This window comes from Aestuariibacter salexigens DSM 15300 (genome assembly GCF_000429145.1).
Lineage (GTDB): Bacteria > Pseudomonadota > Gammaproteobacteria > Enterobacterales > Alteromonadaceae > Aestuariibacter > Aestuariibacter salexigens.
Genome location: NZ_AUBH01000016.1, coordinates 1 through 19,839, shown reverse-complemented (window position 1 = coordinate 19,839; position 19,839 = coordinate 1). Strand labels below are relative to the sequence as shown.

Sequence of the window (19,839 nt, the reverse complement as noted above, 5' to 3'; positions counted from 1 at the left end):
CATCATGCATGTCGTGTTTCGCCTCGATATTGGCGGATTGGAAAAGGTAGTGGTTAATTGCATTAACCGTATGCCAGATGAAGACTACAGTCATACGGTCGTGTCGTTAACTACGGCGTCTAGTGATTTTTCATCACTTCTCAACAAACCAGTGAATATTGTTGAGTTGAATAAGCGCGAAGGCAATGACTGGAGACTGTACAGCAAGTTTTTTACGCTTTTACGAAACGTAAAGCCAGATGTCTTACACACTTATAACCTTGCGACCTTTGAATTGCAGTTTTTTAGCTGGCTGTGTGCTGTGCCTGTGCGCATTCATGCCGAGCACGGTCGGGATATTTTTGACCCTCAGGGAAGTAATAAGAAATATAAAATATTACGCCGTATATTAAGCAGATTTATTCATCGGATTGTCGCCGTTTCAAAGGATCTTCATGACTGGTTAATTAAGGACGTCGATTTACCAGTCGACAAAGTAAAGTTGATTCATAATGGTATCGATGTCGATTTTTTCTCTCCGACTGACAAAAACGAAAAGAAATTCACATTCGGTCACGTTGGCCGTCTTGCAAAAATTAAAAACCAAAAGCTCATGATTGAAGCGTTTGCAAGAGCGTGCAGGCAAAGCGATGCATTTCGTGCGGGCGCCAATCTAATTATTGTTGGAGAAGGCGAGTGCCGGAAAGAGCTTGAAGAGGTAATAAATAGCGAGGGAATGAGCAACAATGTTTCTCTTGCTGGAGCATCTTTGGATGTTCGCGCTTTTTATAATTCCTTTGACGTGTTTGTCATGAGCTCTCTTGCAGAAGGTATTCCAATGACGTTGCTTGAGGCGATGTCATCTGGCGTGGTTCCTGTAGTCACTGAAGTAGGCGGGATCCCCGAAGTCGTGAATGAACAATGTGGTTTTTTGTATGAAAGCGAGGATAAAGAAGCATTAGCGGGGATCATGCTCAAGGTGTTTGAAAACCGTAAAGTTGTTATCGATAAGTCGAAATGTGCTCGAGCAAGGATTATGGATTCATTTAGTGAACAGGCCATGGTAAAAGAGTACATATCGCTTTATAAGGAAAAGAAGTAATGTGTGGGATAAGTGGTATCTACTGCAGTGACGCAAAGCGCAATATCGATGAAGCTTTGCTCAAAGAGATGAACCGCGTACAATCCCATCGAGGCCCAGACGAAGAAGGGTACTACTTTGGAGATGGTATTGGGTTAGGTCACAGACGGCTCTCCATCATTGACCTGAGCAGTGGCCAGCAACCTCTGTTTAACGAAGACAACTCGGTAGTCATCGTCTTTAATGGTGAAATCTACAATCACAAAGCTGTCAAACAAACCCTTGTCGAGAAAGGCCACCTATTCAAAACGCACAGTGATACCGAAACCATCGTTCACGCCTGGGAAGAGTGGCGTGAAAAGTGCGTTGATTATTTAAATGGTATGTTTGCCTTTGCAATCTGGGATACAAACACACAGGAGCTGTTTATTGCCAGAGACAGGTTCGGTGAAAAACCTTTGTATTATTGTGAAGTCGAAAGCGGATGTTGGGTCTTTGGCTCTGAGCTTAAAGTACTCACTCGACATCCCAAATTCATCAAACAAATCGAGCCTGCTGCAATCGAAGACTATTTGACGTTTGGTTATGTGCCTGAGCCCAAGTCAATCTATAAGAACGTTCATAAACTTTCCGCAGGCCATTATCTTTATTTCAACCGGGCTCACTCAAACCAACCTTCGATACGCCAATATTGGGATCTACCATTAGAGGCGAGCAGCATCGCTAGTGATGTTCCCGAACTCCTCGCTGAAAAGCTCAAGCAGGTGGTGGGAGACCGACTCGAGTCTGAAGTACCACTTGGAGCATTTTTATCTGGGGGGGTTGATTCTAGCAGTGTCGTGGCAATGATGAGTCAACTGCGGTCAACTCCAGTCAAAACCTGTGCGATAGGCTTTGATGTGCCCGAATTTAACGAGTCAGACTTCGCGAAAAAAGTTGCAGATCATTGCGCCACAGAACATCACCTGGAAGTGGTCAGTGGTGAACACTTTGAATTGCTAGATAGGCTTCCTCACATTTATGACGAGCCCTTTGCAGATAATTCTGCGATCCCAACTTATCTAGTGTGCGAAATGGCTCGAAAGCATGTGACGGTGGCGCTATCTGGTGATGCCGGCGATGAATTGTTCGCTGGTTACCGTCGATATCGTTTCCAGCAGGCTGAAGCCAACGCACGAACAAAGCTCCCCAATTGGGTTCGACAGCTCATTATTAAACCACTTAGCAAGCTCTACCCGAAGCTAGACTGGGCACCTCGTTTTCTGCGTGCCAAAACGACACTGCAAAGCCTTGCCATGTCAGCGTCGGATGGATATCTGAATTCAGTCAGTATTTTACGAACGGATGACAGATTCGGGTTGTATGCAGACGGATTTAAAGACCAATTGAATGGCTATACATCTAAGCGAGTTTATGATGAAGCCCTTAGGGACAAGCAAATCACATGTCCCGTCAAACTTGCTCAATACCTTGATTTTAAAACCTGGCTGCCGGGTGACATTTTGGTCAAGGTCGACAGAGCGAGTATGGCAAATAGTCTAGAAGTGCGAGTACCGATGTTGGACCACGAATTTGTTGAGTGGGCCTTCTCTATTCCAACTTCTGAGAATATCACCAGGCGAGAGGGGAAAGTAGGGTTTAAAAAGGCAATGGAGCCTCATTTACCACAAGACATTCTCTACAGAGATAAAATGGGCTTCAGTGTGCCTGTGTCTGAGTGGCTAAAAGGCCCTCTTAAATCCAAGCTCAACGACAGTATTGAGATATTGGCAAAACATACGGAATTATTCTCACCGGCAGCGCTTACGAAGCTTGTGAACGATCATATGAGCGGCAGGCGAGATAACGGTATGCCATTGTGGGCATTATTGAATCTAGGATTGTTCTTCAAGGCAAATGAGTTATGAAGAAGCTGTTGTTCCTCTGCCATCGTATCCCTTTCCCGCCCAATAAGGGTGATAAGATCCGCAGCTTTAATATTCTAAAGACGTTGAGTGAGCACTACGATATTCACCTTGCGGCGTTTGTTGACGATGTACAGGACTGGCAGTTTGCCAGCGAGCTAGATAAGTATTGTTCAAATGTTTGTTTAGTCCCGCTGCCGAAATTACGTCATACTATTTTCAGCGCTTTGGGCTTTGTTACTGGAAAGCCACTGACATTGGAGTATTTCAAGTCAAAATCAATTAGCAACTTCGTGGCGCAAACGACGAAAGGGGACACAGACGTAGATATCTTCGTGTTTTCCTCATCCATGGCACAGTATGTTGAAGGCGATAAATTTAAAAATCATAGCCGAGTGATTGATTTTGTCGACGTCGACTCTGACAAATGGCGTCAATATTCAAAGCGCGGCAGTTTTCCGATGTCATGGGTGTACGCCCGAGAAGCAAGACTTTTGCAAGATTACGAAATCAAGATTTGCGCTGAATTCAACAAGAGTATTTTCGTATCAGCACAAGAAGCGGACTACTTCAGAGACATCGCGCCAGTTAGCCTTTCAAATCGCATCGCTGCGATGCCTAACGGTGTTGACGTAGAGTATTTTGTTCCGCAAGAAAAAACAGGCTCTGATGATGAGTCGTCTTCAATTGTTTTTACCGGCGCGATGGACTATTGGGCAAACGTCGATGCTGTTATCTGGTTCGTTAAGCATGTCTGGCCAACATTAATAGCCAAGTATCCAACGCTTCAATTTTTTATTGTCGGGGCAAACCCCACAGATGACATCAAAGAACTTGGTTCAGTAGCCGGAGTAACAGTAACTGGCAAAGTAGATGACGTGCGTCCCTATATTGCAAAAGCAACAATCAGTGTCGCTCCTATGCAGATAGCAAGGGGCATCCAGAACAAAGTCTTAGAGGCAATGGCGATGGGAAAAGCGGTGGTAATGACACCTATGGCGGCGGAAGGTATTGCATTACCTGAGCTACAAAAAGACTTTGTCACAGATGTTAGTAAGATATTTGCAGAAAAAGTGATAACGTTGCTAGAGAACGGTGAAGAGAGACAAAACATCGGTTCGGAGAATAATCGCAAGATTTTGCATCAGTACCAATGGAGCAAGGCATTAAGTGACCTTGTTGGATATTTTGATATGAGTTCAACAGCTACGCACTAATGGGCAGGACGCGTGAAAGTACTACATATATTTGACCACACCATCCCCTTGCATTCGGGCTACACGTTCAGAAGCCGTGCAATTCTTAAGCAACAACGCGAAATGGGTATCGATACTGCGCATTTAAGCAGCCCGAAACAAGGTGCAAGCGTAAGCGATAAAGACGAAATCGATGGTTTAGAGTTCTACCGTACGCAACCACCAAAAGGGCTTTTATCAAGATTACCTTTACTCGAGCAAGTTTCCATTATTAACGCACTTAAAAAGCGAATTCACGAAGTTGTTCAGATTGAAAGGCCTGATATTTTACATGCGCATTCACCGGCTCTAAATGGCGTAGCAGCCTGCCACGTAGGTAAAGAGCTGAATATACCCGTTGTGTATGAAATCAGAGCATTCTGGGAGGATGCTGCAGTTGACCATGGTACATGCAAAGAGGGTGATCTGCGTTATCGCCTTACGCGGGCGATGGAAAACTATGTGGTGAACAGAGCCTCTGCGGTCACGACCATTTGCCAGGGCCTTAAAGATGATTTGGTTGCACGAGGCGTACCGGGTGAAAAAATCACACAAATCCCAAATGCCGTTGAGTTACATAAGTTCACCGGCCAGCAGTTTGATCCTGAGAGGGTGTCAGCACTTCGCGAAGAGTTAGATCTCACAGACAATTATGTATTAGGTTTTTTGGGATCGTTTTATGCCTATGAAGGAATTGATTTAGCCATTCGAGCATTGCCGACCGTTTTAAGGAAAAGACACAACGTCAAGTTATTACTGGTCGGCGGAGGCCCGCAAGGCGCTAATCTAAAAGCATTGGTCAAAGAACTACATCTTGAAAATCATGTGGTTTTCATTGGACGCGTTCCTCATGACGACGTGAACAATTACTATGAGTTAGTAGACTTGCTGGTTTTCCCAAGAAAATCTATGCGACTGACTGAGTTGGTAACGCCACTGAAACCTCTCGAAGCAATGGCTCAGAAAAAGTTGCTGCTCGCATCCGATGTGGGTGGTCACAAAGAACTCATTGAAGATGGAAAAACCGGCTTTCTATTCCCAGCTGGCGATATATCCGCGCTAGCAGAAAAAATTATTGCAATCAGTCAAACGCCTGAGCACGATAATATCGTTGACAACGGACTTCAGTTCGTTGAGCAACAGCGAAATTGGAAAGTCTCAGTGGCGCCATACGAATCCCTTTATCGGTCTTTGTTATGACCAGAAGCGATAAAGAGCTCAGTCTCTTAGTTTTTAGCTCTTTGTTCCCAAGCTCTGCAAGGCCGACGGCAGGTCTATTTGTGCGCGAACGCATGTTTCGGATGCGCAAGTATGCTGACATCGTAGTGGTATCGCCGGTGCCATGGTTTCCTGGTCAGGAGCTAATAAAGTTGTTTTTCCCTGACTACCGACCCATGCCACCTAAAATGGAAGTGCAGGACGGAGTTAAGGTATATTTTCCCCGATTTTTTTCACTACCCTTGCTGTTTCGTCAATTTGATTCTCTTTTTATGCAACGTGGGGCGCGTAAGCTTGTGAAGAGGCTCGTTAAAGAGCGAAACATCAATATTATCGACGCACATTTTACCTACCCTGACGGGCATGCTGCCACACAGCTTGCTGAAGAGGTAGGGCTGCCATCAACCATCACCATGCGTGGCACTGAAGTGCCCCATAGCAAAGACCATAAAAAGCTCCCGTCATTAAAACAGGCATGGTCTAAGGCATCCCATGTCATAGCCGTTTCGCAAAGCTTAAAGGATGTCGCATTACAGCATGGTGTTGAAGATAGCCATATCACAGTTGTCGGGAATGGTATCGACACAGAGCAATTCCAAGAGCTTGATAAGAAAGGGGCAAAACAAAAACTTGGTTTGCAACCAGATGCTAAAGTTATCATTACCGTTGGTGGCTTGGTGTGGCGTAAAGGCTTTCATCGAGTCATCGAGTGCATGCCAGATATCCAAAAAGAACACCCCAATCTGCACTACCTTATTGTTGGCGGCGCTTCTCTGGAAGGCAACATCGAAGCTGAGCTGAGAGAGCAGTCAGATAAATTGAACCTCACCGATGCGGTGACGTTTTGTGGAGCAAAACGCCCAGAAGAATTAAGCCTTTATCTTTCAGCCGCGGATGTGTTTGTTCTGGCAACGGCCAATGAAGGCTGGGCTAATGTGTTATTAGAATCACTTGCATGTGGTACGCCGGTTGTCGCAACCGACGTTGGTGGCAATAAAGAAGTGATAACCGATGATACTCTAGGTGCAATCGTGCCGTTTGATGATAGAGAGGCGTTAGGTACAGCAATTACTGGCGCTTTACATCGTAATTGGGATACCGAACACTTGCTTGGATACGCACAGCAAAACCACTGGGATAATAGGATCACGCAACTCAATCGCCTGTTTAAAGAGACTACTCCATACAGAGTGGGGAAACATTCAGCATTGGGTAAGTGAGGTAAAGAAATGAATCGCCAGTTTTCAGTATATTTAGATCCACTCAGGCTGGCTGCCGCACTCACTGTTTTCTTTAGTCACTTAATTATTTTCGGCAATCCGCTGTTGTGGCGTTTCAAGATGTTCCCAGCTCATGAAGCTGTCATTATATTCTTCGTTTTGTCTGGCTTTGTTATTGCCTACGTCGTTTTAGGGAGAGGAGAAGGCGCCAAAGAATATACAATTAACCGCCTCACACGTATTTACTCCGTTGTGATACCGGCCATGCTAATCACTTATTTGAGTTTAGCAGTTGTCACGGATTACGCTCCAGAGCGAATCGATTGGTTTGCACATGAATTTGATGGCCCGGTTTATACGTTCTTAAACATCTTCTTTATGACTCATCAAAGTTGGCAGCAGGTTCTGTTTTACACAAACGCACCTATTTGGTCTATTGCTTTTGAAATGCTCTATTACCTTGCCTTTGGCATTTTAGTTTTCCTAAAAGGCTGGAAAAAATGGGTTGGTTTCGCCGCGGTATGTATTTTAATGGGGCCAAATATTTTCCTGTATTTTCCCATTTGGCTATTCGGAGTGCTGGCGTATCGCATTATTGAGCGACGAAACGAAACTAAAAGTTCTTATAATCTACTAATCACTTTCACTCCGCTTATTGTTGCAATTGTTATCATGCAGCCAGCAATTAAAGAGATAACAGACTCATTAAGTGGATTGATAGTACCAGAAGCCATCAGTCAATTTTTTAACGCACAGTCTAAAAATATCCTCCACGATTATATCTTTGGCGCTTTAGTAGCCATTCACTTTGTTGGAGCAAGTCGCTTTTTTCAATCTAAAAATGTATTCAAAGAAAAATTATCTGGGTGGATTAGACATGGCTCACAGATGACATTTGCTTTGTACCTGCTTCACTTGCCATTACTTTATGCGTTAACGGCGTTAGTGACGCCTAAAGATTCGCCAGTGTTGCATGCATTTGCTGCTCTAGTTGGAATTCCACTTTTAATCTATGCGATGAGTCTGGTGATAGAGAAAAATAAAATTCATCTCAAAAGTTTATTGTTATGGGTAGTTAGCCCGAAAAACAGCCCAGGTGAACAAAAATGAGCCAAGTTAATAAGCTCTTAATGAATATTGCTGTACCTGTTCGTCTCAAATTGATGAACAAAATTCTTAGCAGGTCGCATTGGCATGCAGAGCAAATTCGTGATTATCAAACAGAAAAGTTAAAGCACATCATCAAGTATTGCTGGGAATATGTGCCATTCTACCAAAAGCACTGGGCTGATGCAGGTATCGACCCGCTTCAAATCAATACAATCGAACAGCTCTGTCAGCTCCCCCTGCTCACAAAGGCGGATGTGAGAAACGAGCTTGAGTCCTTGACCACAACAAAACTGGGGGTTAAGTACAGTGAGGCGAGAACTGGCGGGAGTACAGGTAGTCCCGTTATATTCAGAATGACCAAATTCGATGAAGAGATGTCCTGGGCGCAAATGTACGTCGGATGGACAAAAGCCGGATACTCTGTCGGCGATCCTTTTTTAATTGTTGGCGGAGAGTCTGTAGGGGCGGGGTTATCTGACAATCGAACATGGAAAGATAAAATCATCAACCGATGGGTGACGAGTGGCTCAAACTTGACTCTGGATAGGGCTGGCTTCCTTGCTCAGTCACCTCACTTCCATAAGATCCGAATGATTTATGGGTATCCTAGCGCCATCCACCAATTAGGTGAGTTTCTCAATGAATTAGGCACCAAACCGCAAACATTGAAAGGAATTATATGCACCGCTGAGGTACTTAGGCCGGAGATTAGAAACCGAATAGAACAACTCTACGGCGTGAAAGCACTAGATCAATACGGTCTCAATGATGGTGGTCTTCATGCTTGCGAAGGCCCAGAGCAGCAAGGTCTGCATCTCTCTTTTCACAGAGGTGTGTTAGAAGTTATTGACGACGACGGGAATCAAGTGTGGAAACCTGGTGAGACGGGCAGAGCTATAGCTACATGCTTTACAAACTCTGCAATGCCATTTATTCGATATGAGACAGGAGACCGCTTACACTGGCTTGAGAATGACCAAAGAGGTTTTGAATGTAAATGGCCGAGGCTTGGCCCAATTGATGGTAGAACTGGGGATATCATTAAATTACCATCCGGGAAAGTGATAACCATGCCAGGATTAACACTGGTTATGCGGTGGTTGAATGGACTTCACCGGTATCAATTTATACAAAGAACGCAAGACGAGATTGATGTTGTGTTAGATGTCGGAAGAGATTTCACAAAAAGTAAAGGCGAATTGATCCAGTATTTTGGAGATAAGATTTCTGCTGAAATTCGGTGGAACGTTATTTTTGGGAAACCTGAATTAACAAAGAACGGTAAGTTACTCATCGTTGTTAATAAATTAAGATAGACTGTGGTATTCCACGATGGAAAATAATTCAACTGGCCGGGTGAAGAAATGGTTATTACGTTATGCTTTTTGTTGATGGTTTTTTTGGTAGTCTTTTTGTGTTTCAAAGCTAACCAAATGGATAACAAAGTGGACGCTAAAAGAAGAATGAGAAGGTAGTGAGGGATCTACTGTTGGCAGGTGTTCTGCCATTTCTCATCTATTTCGCCTTAAGAAGGCCCTATCTTGGTTTGAGTCTCTGGTTGTGGTCATCGCTCGTGCCCTTACAAGCATGGACATTTGGTTTCGCAACTTCTATACGGTGGAACTTCATTTTTGCAGTTTGCACCATCATTGCATATTTCATAAATGATAAGCCCAAGCAGTTTAAGTTGGACAGTATTTCGGGCTCTTTTCTATTATTTTTTATATGTCTTACTATAGCGAGCATAACACATGACGGATATGGTCCACACGTTTGGGATAGGTATGACAGGTTTATTAAAGCGTCGTTGTTTTTCTTATTCACACTTTTAATCGTCAATGATAAGAAGCATGTCATGGCGCTTTGTTGGGCCATGGTGTTATCAGTGGTTGCTATATCTTTGCCTCAGGGAATTTATGTCATACTAAGTGGAGGTGGACATGTAGTCACTGGTATTGGTAGCTCTTTCAATGACCGAAATCTCGCTGCACTTGCTGTTTTAATGTGTTTACCGATATTGTATTTCTTACATCTTCAATACAGAGCCTATAAACTGATTAATATAGGCTTAATTGGAGCCGTTGTTTTTTGCGCTGCGTATATTCTTGGTAGTGGTTCAAGAGGAGCGTTGTTAGGTGTGTGCGTATTTTTTGGCTTTTTCTTAATGCGCAGTAAACAAAAAATGCCAATTATCGCGATTGGAGTTACTGTTGGAATTTTAAGCTTGTTATTTTTTGAGACTGTCTGGTCTGACCGTGCTGACACATTTTCTAATCTATCTGAAGATGAATCTTTCATGGGGAGAGTGATTGCGTGGAAACTACACCTCTTAATGGCGCTGGAAGATCCGTTTTTTGGTGGTGGATTTGACGCTGCCAGCTATGGCCCAACTTTTCAATATCTTCTACTGAATTGGGACGCAGTGAATTTTATAGCGAGTCCTTACCCTTCTAAAGTGTACGTTGCGCACAGTATTTATTTTCAGGTGTTAGGAGACACAGGTTTTTTAGGGTTTTTTACGTATTTTTTAATGATTGGCCTTGCCTATAAGACTTTGCAAAAATGTTCCAAGATAAAAAATGACGAATGGCTAAAAGAGGCGGGCACATACTATGGACTTTCTGTAATATGTTTTCTGTGTTCTGGTGCCGCATTGAGTGCAGCTTATAACGAGTTAATAACAGCGATAATAGCCATTGCATCTTGTTTACAACATTTGTCAAAAGTAAGTAAAAATTCAGCGGAGTGGAGGTCATAGAAATGATTATTCCGCTCCCTTCCCAATCTGGCTTTCACCCGATTCATCGGCATAGTGCACGTTAAATATGCGTTTGTTGATAACAATTCTTGCCACGATGATGGTGCTTTCTTTGGGAAGTTTTATATTCGTTGTTAAAAGCTTTCATCTTACAACGTATGAGGCTGTAAACAAGATCGCAAGAAAACTGAATATTATCAGTGAGTCAGAGCGTCTTATTCAGTATTCGCCTAGGTTTCAAAACGATTTCCCTGATGTAGCTTTCAGCGCATCAAGTCCTGTAAACATTCTTGATGTTGATAATCATTCCAATATTATCGGTACCCTTAAAGAAAACATGAAACTCGCGAACCTCGAATATAAGTGCGACTCGAGAGCGATAAACTATGCCAACTATTGTTACATCGATGGCGCGATAAGTGCTGAGCATTTAATTGATATCTATCTTTCGTATCGCTTTACAGCACCGAAGGAAGTGGGTAGCTATGGCAATGGCCTTGTTTTTGCCTATACGCTTGACGTTGCTCAGTCACTTGTTAATGTGCCAAAAGAAGAAAAACTCCGACTTGATGCCAAGTTACGTGACATGCTATCCGCTTATCTTTTTGCGCTAGACGGAGACAGCGCATCATTGTTTCACGGTAGGTCATCGCTAGCATCTGTTGCACTGCTGCTTGCTTCACAACTTGATAGTTCAGACAGCCAAAATAGAGACTATATCGTAAGAGCATTTGGTCATTTTTACGATTTTTTTGTCGCATTTGAAAAAGTGGAAATTTGGCCAGAGGGTTATAGCTATTGGATCAACAACCGAGCTCTGCCAGTAATATTGGGGATCAACACGTTGAGAAACGTTTCAGGAGGTCCGGAACTGCTTGATTTGCGAGCAGAGCGGTTACTAGAAAGAGTAGGGCTCTGGCACATATATAACACGCGCCCCGATTGGGTTATTCAAGGATGGGGAGATGAGGGATCGCGAACAGATTTGCGCGATGAAACGTCGAAAATTATTGATTTGCTGGCAAAGTTTACTAGAAACAACGCAATCCAAATTTATGCCAAGACTCTGAAAAAATATTTTGGTGGTTCGAATTATTATTACGGATACAGCTGGATGTTACCGTTAACTTTAAGTAAAGGGGTTATACCTACCGAAACAAACAAAGGAAAAAGTAGCGATGCGTCTCTTGAAGCACTTGATGATATTCTTCCAAAAACAGAGGTATTTGGTGAGGGGTATTCAAACCACATAGTCATTAGAAGTGGTTGGGACGCAGATAGCACGTTTATTCAAATAAGAGGAGCTGACCGGTTTGCCCATCATCAGCACTATGATGCAGGTTCCGTAACGGTGTTCAAGCGAGAGCCTTTGCTCGTTAATGCGAGCAGGTACGATAATTTATTCAGCGAAGAAAGAAAGTATTTCTCAGGGAGATCAATCTCTAAAAATACGATTTTTGTTTTAAGTGATAACGAAGACTTTACACCTAATAGGCACTATAGCCTGAACATTTTGGACGGCGGCCAGAGAATACCGTTTAGCATCAATAGCAACTTGCGTGGGAGTCAAGATGCGATGGACCGCTCAGCTGTCAACCGTCAGCTAGATATGGCGCAGATATTGGGAAGTGATTGTGTAGTTGAGGTTTACTGTAATTACGTATTGGATATTACTTCGGCCTATAACAGCATTCGATACGTTAGTAACGGTTCGAAGGCAAAGGTTCGAAGAGTAACTAGGCAATTTCTCTATCTTTTTCGTTCAGATACCCTCTTAGTCTTAGATACCATTCACGCGACAGATAACAGTAGTGTGAAAGGAATGTACTGGCACACTGCTAACCGTCCTAAGTTGCAAGACTTTGAAGTCGTTGAAGGCTCAGAGTATGATGGAATTCTAGTGTCGACCGATAAAGTAATCTCGGTAGTAAAAGGTTCTGGAAGCCTCTTGCAACATATTTTCGCTTTTGACCCTATAACCGTGAAGGCTATTGGTGGTCTTAAATATAGGACATATATCCCTACTTTTTCTAGTATAAACAATGCCACAGGGGTATTTGTTGAGCGATTAAATACCAATAATTCATGGTTTGATGACGCTGATTGGCGACTAGCTATACAAAGCCAAGAAGACAGTAGTACTTTTTCAATCGCGACTCTTATCGAAATTGGCACTAAAAATCAGGCGTCAAGTTCCTGGCTTACTGTATTTAAAAATGAGAGTGAGTTTGATTTATTTAACGCAGAAACTAATGAAAAACTCAAATTACAACGCACGTTGAGTAATAGTATTTTAGTTGAGCTTAATGGAATTAGAATTTTGTGGGAAGCAAATTAGGATGAATTCTGCAAATAGCGAACGCGCAATAAGCATTATAATACCCAGTAGGGCCAGACCTAAGCAGCTGCAAACTGCACTTGACTCAGTATTAGCGCAATCTAACTCAGAGCTTTTAGACGTCATAGTTGTGCTAGACGGCGTCCACGAAAGCGCCAAAGCAGCATACAATACCATCATAAATGAATATGAAAATGAAGTGCGATTTATAACACTGCCTTACCGTCTGGCGGGGCATGGACCGAGCTTTGCACGAAATGAAGGTATTTTGCACGCAAAGGGTCGCTACGTTGGTTTCTTAGATGACGATGATGAATGGACAGACCAACATCACTTAGAACGATTTTTTAAATTAACGGCAGATGAAAGAGTCGATCTTTACTTTACTCACCAAAAGGCGGTAAGACCGGATGGAGAAATAGAAAGCAAAGAAATATGGCTAGAAGGACTTATTGATAAATATAAAGAATGTGAAAAAAAATACAGTTCGTGTCGAATTGATGTTGATACATTACTATCAACGTATGGTTTTTCACACCTTAACTGTACCCTTGTTAGTAAAGAGTTAATCCAAGAAGTAGGTCTGTTTGATGAGAGTATACGCTACGAGGAGGATAGACATATCTATTTTATATTGCTTGAAAGGGCTAAATATATATGGTTCAGTGATAGAATAATTGGGAATCACTACATACCTATCAGGGATAGTGCATCTACGCGCTTATCAAAAGTAAATCGGATCCAATCTCAAATCACAGCTGCGAGTAATTTGTTTGATAGGCTCCAAAATGAGAAATTACTAGAGAGAGTGAGGGAAATTTTACAGTATTCTTTCGAAGAGCTATCTGAGATCTTCTTGCGCGAAAACTCTCTTGACAAAGCATATTTATATAGGGTCTATGCTGCTGGTTGTCGGGCCACTTTGAAAAATTTATATAAAATAATTGAGCTTCGGTTAAAAATCCTTTTCAAGAGTAAAACTTAGCGTGTTCAATTCTAGGCAAGTGTCAATTGCATACGTATGGAATTTCATTTCTAATGTTGTTATGCAAGGTATTGGTGTAATCAGTACGCTCATTCTTGTTAGGTATTTAGACAGCGATGATTTTGGCATTGTTGCAATAGCGATGATGGTGAATGGTCTTTTCGACATGCTAGCGAATGTCGGTGTGAGGAGGTATCTGATACTCAAAGAAAATCCATCCTATGAAGTGTACTGCAACGCTTGGTCGACGAACATTCTTTTGCGGCTATTTGTATCATTGATATTCATTTTCGCTTCAGAAGGCATCGCTAACTATTTTGCAAACGACGAGCTTACTGTTGTTCTATGGGTAATGGCGGTTGGTCAATTTTTCTCTGCTTTCAAAAACATAGGGCTGATAAGGCTAGAGAAAGAAATAGATTTCTCTGTTCATAATAAGGTTTTGATATATGCCAAGTTAACTTCCTTTATTGCGACAGTGTCTGTCGCCTTTATCTATCAAAATTATTTCGCTTTAGTGGTGGGTATTTTGATAAATATAATTTTTAGTGTTTTTTTCAGTTATTTGATATGTGACTTTCGTCCAAAGTTTAAGTTCTTCTATGACAAAGACCTTCTTTCAATATCCGGTTTATATTATTTACGAGGTATTATTGGGTATTCGCGTGCCCAGATTGACACGTTTTTGATTGGTTCTAATTTCGGGAAGGAAGTAACTGGCCAATTTCATGTTGCTAAAACGTTTGCAATGATGCCATTGGGGCAATTTCTTAATCCAGCCTTTGAACCCATTGTATCGGCGTTAGTAAAAGTTAAAAACGACAAAACTTTATTCTCTCAGAAGGCGATGCAAGCGCTTTTTATGATCTACGCTATCGTTCTACCTTCTTCTTTTGGGTTATATGCAATTAGATACGAATTCACTAGTGTTTTTTTAGGGGAAAAATGGGTGCCAATAAGTGATGTTCTCGGTTTAATGTCGTTCTTAATGGTCCCCTTTGCAACAATGCCAGTTATCTTAGTTATTTTTGACGTTTACAATAAAACTAAACACTCAATTTTCTTAGATCTTTTAGGGTTGTTTTTAATTATATTATTGTTTTTATTTTTGATGCCCGGCAGTCTGCTAAGTTTTATTGAAATGAGGCTTGTGGTTGGAGTTTTAGTACTTTCTGTCGGAGCATTATATACTCAATATGAAACTAAATTCTCGGTGCTTAAATTTATTTTTATTATAATGTTTTTCCTGATTCCTTCTTTTTCAATGTATTTGCTAGTTAGCTACGTTTACATTGAAGGAGGGTCAGATTTAATTGTTTTGATCCTGAAAGTGTTTGTAGGAGGGGCATCTTACTTTATGTTTGTGACATTTTTATACCTCATTGACAGCATTAGCACAAAGTCAACTTGGTTAAGGCAGTTCACGCCGCAAAAGGTTTATGACATGAGCAGGAAGTTCAAGGTAGAATTATGATTCAAATTTCCGATAGCCTATAAGCTGTTTGAATATAATCAATCTAATCTTGCCTGCAATTTTTTTGGTCCTTATGAAAATTTTATTTTTTACAACCCATTCGCATCTTCCGCAAAAAAAAGGAGGTTCGCAATCTTCTACCGATGAGTTAGCCAAACGTTTAAGTTTGAGAGGGCACACAGTCGCCGTGCTCTGCGGATTAGAGTCATGGGGTAAAACCGGAGTTATCAATAGAATAAAACAAAAACTATCAGGTAGAAGCGCTCCGCCGGATAAGTACAATGGATATGTCGTTTTTCGAACATGGAACCTAAATAAAGCTACGGATGAAGTTATTGCCGAATTCAAACCGGATTGTATTATCTGTCAAGCTGGTACTCGTGTTGTTGATTTAGAAATGCTTTGTTTTCACAAAGCTAATTTTTTTGTTTTTGTTTATGTTCATGACGTTTTATTCCATTTACTAGAAGGCGACTACTTCAAGCACCCAAGGTTGAGGTACATAAGCAATTCTGAGTTTACAAGAAAAAGGCTCCTTCAAAAATATGGCCTAGAAAGCATGATGATACCTCCCTTGGTAGAGTCAGCTGATTATGTAACAAAAACATGCCGCAAGTATGTTCTTTTCGTAAATCCTAATAAGGAGAAAGGACTGGATATCGCAATTAAGCTGGCCGAGCTAAACCCTGACATACCATTTCTATTTTTAGAGTCTTGGATTCTTGATGAGAAAAAGATAAAGGTAATAAAAAGTAAAATCGCTTGCGTCAACAACATCAATTTTATGAGAGCAACTGGCGAGATGCGCGCCATTTACAGCAAAACGAAGCTAGCAATTATTCCAAGTAGAGTCGAGGAAGCATGGGGGCGAATTGCGACTGAGGCTCATTTTAATGGGATCCCTGTCATCGCGAGTAATATTGGAGGGTTACCTGAATCGGTCGGACCAGGTGGCATACTCATTGATAACTCAAAAGATGATTATCTTGAGCAGTGGAACGATGCTTTGACAACATTGTGGAGCGATGAAAAGCTGTATAACTTTTATTCTGCCGAAGCTCTTAGATATTCTAATCGGGATGAGATAACGCCAAACTATCTGATAGCAAGATTGGAAGAATATCTTTCACGTTAACTGCATGAGCAACGACTCATGGTTTGCTCAATTTCATGGCCTTGTTTTTGAGCATTATTACCATTTGGAGAACTAATTCTCCCTTTATTGAACCGAAGTCATTGTTAAATCTGGTTATGGCATTAGACGGAAATGAGTGCTCTTCGATTAAGTGCCATAGTATCGCTCTACAAAAGGATCGGCGGAGCTCACGAAGTGTTGCGTTATTTAATATGTCTGCATCTGAATTTTTAATCAGCATTTTCTTCATATTAGTGTGTAAGGTGGTTTGGTCATGAATGCTTTGTAGCGTCTTGCGCCAATTGTTCTTGATCGAGCTAAATAAGCCTTGTTCCTCTTTGTTAAATTGCACTTCGCTTTTATTCGTAGAGGCGGCAATCTTCGTAGATTTACTAATGCATTGAAACCAGTACCAGTGGTCTTCATTGCTCTGTTTAAATTTGGTTGAAAATCTTAATTTTTCAGCGATATGTTTTTTAACACACACAGTTGAAGTAACTATGGGTAATCGTCCTCGAGCTGCAAGTTCTTTAAGATCTTTTTTAAACCAGTATAAGCTCCCATGGATGAGTTCCAGCATATCATCACTTACCCCAGCCCAGTCAAAATGGCTCTGCGTGGATGAATAGGCAAATAGATCAGAGAAGTAAAGATCAACATCATGTTGATAACAGAACACTATGTTCTCTATATGACTTGTCGTCCACGAATCGTCAGGATCAAGAAATGCAACATAGTCAGTATCTTTATCCAAGCTATCGAGAGCCGCATTGCGAGCTCCTGATACACCTGTATTTGTTTGTCGCATGAGCTTTATATTAGAGGGTAGCGTGCTGAAGTGTTTACTTAGCTCTTCTTCCGCGGAAATAGGGGATTCGTCATCAATTATGTTAACGATCACGTCGCAAAGATTGTGTTGAATACAGCTGCTAACCGCCTTACTCAACAGGCCATATTCTCTCTGGTAATACGGCATTATCACTTCTAATTTCATATCACTTATCACTTTTATGACACTTCAAAAAATATCAACCTCAAAGGACTAAGGCTAGAGATAACTGTAATATTCACCTTGTTCAGCTACTCTCCAGTTTAGAGTTTTCTGCTCTTCAATGCTTCTAGCCCTATTCTTTTTTAATTGCGTCGGATATCATCGAAATTAAAGAAATAGGTTGACCGTATTTATAATACGGAGTGAAGCATGACCAATATAGTAGTCTTTGATTTTTTTTCTCATTCTTTTATGCATTTGCCTTTTAATGAAGCTTATCTGCGTACCTTATGCAGCAACATCGCTCAGGAATCGTCACTTTATTTTTTTGCACATGCAAATCACGCCGATAATATCTCAGTAGCAACAAAAGACCTACCCACCGTCAGTACGGGGCCCTTGGAAAGGATGGTTGATTCAGAGGAAACAAGCCTCTATCGTCCTAGTGCTGGCAAACGGGCGGCACGAAAAGCAATCACTTTCGTGAACACGAAGATAGATGAGCTGTCGGCAAAGGTGGTAGCATTTTCTGGCTTTAATAGCTTTTTACTCAAAGACGTCGCAATTTGCGCACAAAATAATAAGGGTATAGTGTTCCACCTTATTTTGCATAATGATCTTGCAGCAAATTTTGATTGGCGCTCAAAAAATCCATGGATTCGGTATCATGACCTTATTTCAACACTTGGGAAAACGTTACCTGATAATGTAAAGATTGTGGCACTCGAGTTAGGAATCAAAGAGGCCATAATTGAGAAGTTTCCTCATCTGGAATCTAATGTTATAACGATGGAGCATCCGATATTAGCCACAGAGTGCTTTCCATCTAAAAAGACTGAAATATCTGAAGTTATCAATATTGCTTTTGTTGGGCATTGCAGCAAAAACAAGGGGTTTGATACGTTCTTGGAGCTTGCAGATAGATTTGCCGGAGCGTCGATATGTTTTCATGCTATCGGACTGATGGAGAGAGGGCAGGAACAGGCGCAGCTACGTTCCCTTGCGACTAAACCTTCCAAAAGTTCGGTGCCGCGAGATAAATACATCGACCTAATTCAAAAAGCTGACTTAATATGCTTGCCTGTGTCCAATACGTATGACTACGTAGCGAGCGGAAGTGTTCTGGACGCAGTAACAGCACTGAAGCCCCTTTTATTAACAACCAATCGAAGCTACGAAGCCATGTTCAATAAATATGGGGAGGTCGGTATGTTATTTAAAAATAGGGAAAAAATGCTCTCAGAGTTTGAGCAATCCTTAGAAAGTGTGCGACAACATTACTCAAAGTGGGTCGAAAATTTAGAAGCGATTCGTAAGGCTAGAATTGCCGAGAACATCGAATACAAAATAGACTAAAGGACTTCATGCTTTGATTATTTCACTTGTTATCCCAGTCTATAACAACATCGAATTAACAAGAAGCTGCCTGGAGACGCTGGCTGACACCAGAGGTGAGAATGCTGACTTCGTTACCGTTGTTGTAGATGACGGTAGTACTGACGATATAAAGGTTTTGTCTTCAATGTTCTCAGGACTGCATTATTTGAGAAATGACTCAAATGCAGGGTATCTTGTGACTACCAATAGAGGAATCGAGTATAGCCTCACCAATATTAAGGCTGATGTCGTCGTTCTACTGAATAACGATATGCAGTTTTATGGTAAGTGGCTGGATAAACTAATCGAAGGATTAAGACAATACGACATCACTGGTTATTTTTCTTTGGAAGGGGAGAACCAGGAACAGATAAAAGAAGTTGAGTATCTCGAGTTTTCGTGTGTAGCGATACGACGTGAAGTCTTTGACGCCATCGGCGTGTTAGATGAAAGGTTTTACAACGGATATTATAGTGATAATGACTATTGCCTGCGTGCTAAATTGGCATGCTTCAGTTTAGCTGTCTTGCCTAACAGCAAATCCTCAGGAGTCACTCACGAGTGTGGACAAACGTTTGGAGTGGACAAAAGGAAAAAGATAATGATGGACATGTACAATGAGTTCTGCACCAAGTGGGTGTCAAGCACCTCTTCAATTGTTATTAATTACTTGAACAGAGTTGTCTACAACCCGCACTCTGATCGAATCGGTCTAGGCTTGCTTGGTAATTTAAAAAGAGTTTTCAATAGGTTTATCAAGAAGGATTCATCAAGACATTAGTCGAGCAGGGAAAGAGCATATTAAAGAGTCTAGAAGATATCAATATTGAAACCACAAACACATGTGATATTTGCATTGTGGGTGCTGGTGCTGCTGGCATTACGATATCGAATGAGTTTATCGGAAGCAATGTGAATGTCTTACTAGTTGAAGGTGGGGTGACCTTTCCCCCTCGAATTAAGCCACCGGTTGCGGGAGATTTTTAAATTCCATCGGTGTTAATTGTCCCAATGAGCGATGTGGTCGTTCATAG

Annotated in this window: 15 protein-coding genes; 14 read left to right on the top strand and 1 reads right to left on the bottom strand. The window is 41.6% G+C overall.

Features of this window, described 5'->3' with window-relative positions; all coding sequences use genetic code 11:
- The first annotated feature begins 4 nt into the window (after positions 1 to 4).
- The 12 genes from G441_RS0115485 to G441_RS18860 all read left to right on the top strand — a co-directional run bounded on the left by G441_RS0115485 (position 5) and on the right by G441_RS18860 (position 16,437).
- Positions 5 to 1,081 (top strand): glycosyltransferase, encoded by a 1,077-nt coding sequence (locus tag G441_RS0115485; RefSeq protein WP_169726096.1) that lies wholly within the window; start codon positions 5 to 7, stop codon positions 1,079 to 1,081.
- Positions 1,081 to 2,967 (top strand): XrtA/PEP-CTERM system amidotransferase, encoded by a 1,887-nt coding sequence (locus G441_RS0115480; RefSeq protein WP_026377199.1) that lies wholly within the window; start codon positions 1,081 to 1,083, stop codon positions 2,965 to 2,967. Before G441_RS0115485 ends, G441_RS0115480 begins: the two co-directional genes overlap by 1 nt.
- Positions 2,964 to 4,181, top strand: a complete 1,218-nt coding sequence (locus G441_RS0115475) for a TIGR03087 family PEP-CTERM/XrtA system glycosyltransferase (RefSeq protein ID WP_026377198.1) — start codon at positions 2,964 to 2,966, stop codon at positions 4,179 to 4,181. Before G441_RS0115480 ends, G441_RS0115475 begins: the two co-directional genes overlap by 4 nt.
- Before the next feature lie 12 nt (positions 4,182 to 4,193).
- Complete coding sequence (locus G441_RS0115470; RefSeq protein WP_026377197.1) at positions 4,194 to 5,399, top strand: TIGR04063 family PEP-CTERM/XrtA system glycosyltransferase; 1,206 nt, start codon at positions 4,194 to 4,196, stop codon at positions 5,397 to 5,399.
- Positions 5,400 to 5,479: 80 nt separating this feature from the next.
- Positions 5,480 to 6,637 (top strand): glycosyltransferase, encoded by a 1,158-nt coding sequence (locus G441_RS0115465; RefSeq protein WP_240485156.1) that lies wholly within the window; start codon positions 5,480 to 5,482, stop codon positions 6,635 to 6,637.
- A gap of 9 nt (positions 6,638 to 6,646) precedes the next feature.
- Positions 6,647 to 7,747, top strand: a complete 1,101-nt coding sequence (locus G441_RS0115460) for an acyltransferase family protein (RefSeq protein ID WP_026377195.1) — start codon at positions 6,647 to 6,649, stop codon at positions 7,745 to 7,747.
- Positions 7,744 to 9,063, top strand: a complete 1,320-nt coding sequence (locus G441_RS0115455) for a phenylacetate--CoA ligase family protein (protein ID WP_026377194.1) — start codon at positions 7,744 to 7,746, stop codon at positions 9,061 to 9,063. The genes G441_RS0115460 and G441_RS0115455 overlap by 4 nt, the downstream gene beginning before the upstream one ends.
- Positions 9,064 to 9,236: 173 nt before the next feature.
- Positions 9,237 to 10,505 carry a putative O-glycosylation ligase, exosortase A system-associated gene (locus tag G441_RS0115450; RefSeq protein WP_169726095.1) on the top strand — a complete coding sequence of 423 codons (1,269 nt, stop codon included), beginning with the start codon at positions 9,237 to 9,239 and terminating at the stop codon, positions 10,503 to 10,505.
- Positions 10,506 to 10,572: 67 nt separating this feature from the next.
- Positions 10,573 to 12,843: a heparinase II/III family protein gene (locus tag G441_RS0115445; RefSeq protein ID WP_026377192.1), complete on the top strand. Its 2,271-nt coding sequence runs from the start codon at positions 10,573 to 10,575 to the stop codon at positions 12,841 to 12,843.
- Positions 12,812 to 13,828 (top strand): glycosyltransferase family 2 protein, encoded by a 1,017-nt coding sequence (locus G441_RS0115440; RefSeq protein WP_026377191.1) that lies wholly within the window; start codon positions 12,812 to 12,814, stop codon positions 13,826 to 13,828. The genes G441_RS0115445 and G441_RS0115440 overlap by 32 nt, the downstream gene beginning before the upstream one ends.
- Position 13,829: 1 nt before the next feature.
- Positions 13,830 to 15,302, top strand: a complete 1,473-nt coding sequence (locus G441_RS0115435; protein ID WP_026377190.1) for an oligosaccharide flippase family protein — start codon at positions 13,830 to 13,832, stop codon at positions 15,300 to 15,302.
- Positions 15,303 to 15,375: 73 nt separating this feature from the next.
- Positions 15,376 to 16,437, top strand: a complete 1,062-nt coding sequence (locus G441_RS18860) for a glycosyltransferase (RefSeq protein ID WP_156896390.1) — start codon at positions 15,376 to 15,378, stop codon at positions 16,435 to 16,437.
- A gap of 16 nt (positions 16,438 to 16,453) precedes the next feature.
- Here the strand turns inward: G441_RS18860 and G441_RS19410 are convergent, their stop codons facing one another.
- Complete coding sequence (locus G441_RS19410) at positions 16,454 to 17,431, bottom strand: glycosyltransferase family A protein (RefSeq protein WP_026377189.1); 978 nt, start codon at positions 17,429 to 17,431, stop codon at positions 16,454 to 16,456.
- A gap of 207 nt (positions 17,432 to 17,638) precedes the next feature.
- Between G441_RS19410 and G441_RS0115420 the strand changes: the two genes are divergently transcribed.
- Both G441_RS0115420 and G441_RS0115415 read left to right on the top strand, forming a co-directional pair.
- Positions 17,639 to 18,784 carry a glycosyltransferase family protein gene (locus G441_RS0115420; RefSeq protein ID WP_026377188.1) on the top strand — a complete coding sequence of 382 codons (1,146 nt, stop codon included), beginning with the start codon at positions 17,639 to 17,641 and terminating at the stop codon, positions 18,782 to 18,784.
- 13 nt (positions 18,785 to 18,797) lie between these two features.
- Positions 18,798 to 19,586: a glycosyltransferase family 2 protein gene (locus tag G441_RS0115415; RefSeq protein ID WP_026377187.1), complete on the top strand. Its 789-nt coding sequence runs from the start codon at positions 18,798 to 18,800 to the stop codon at positions 19,584 to 19,586.
- Positions 19,587 to 19,839: the final 253 nt, after the last annotated feature.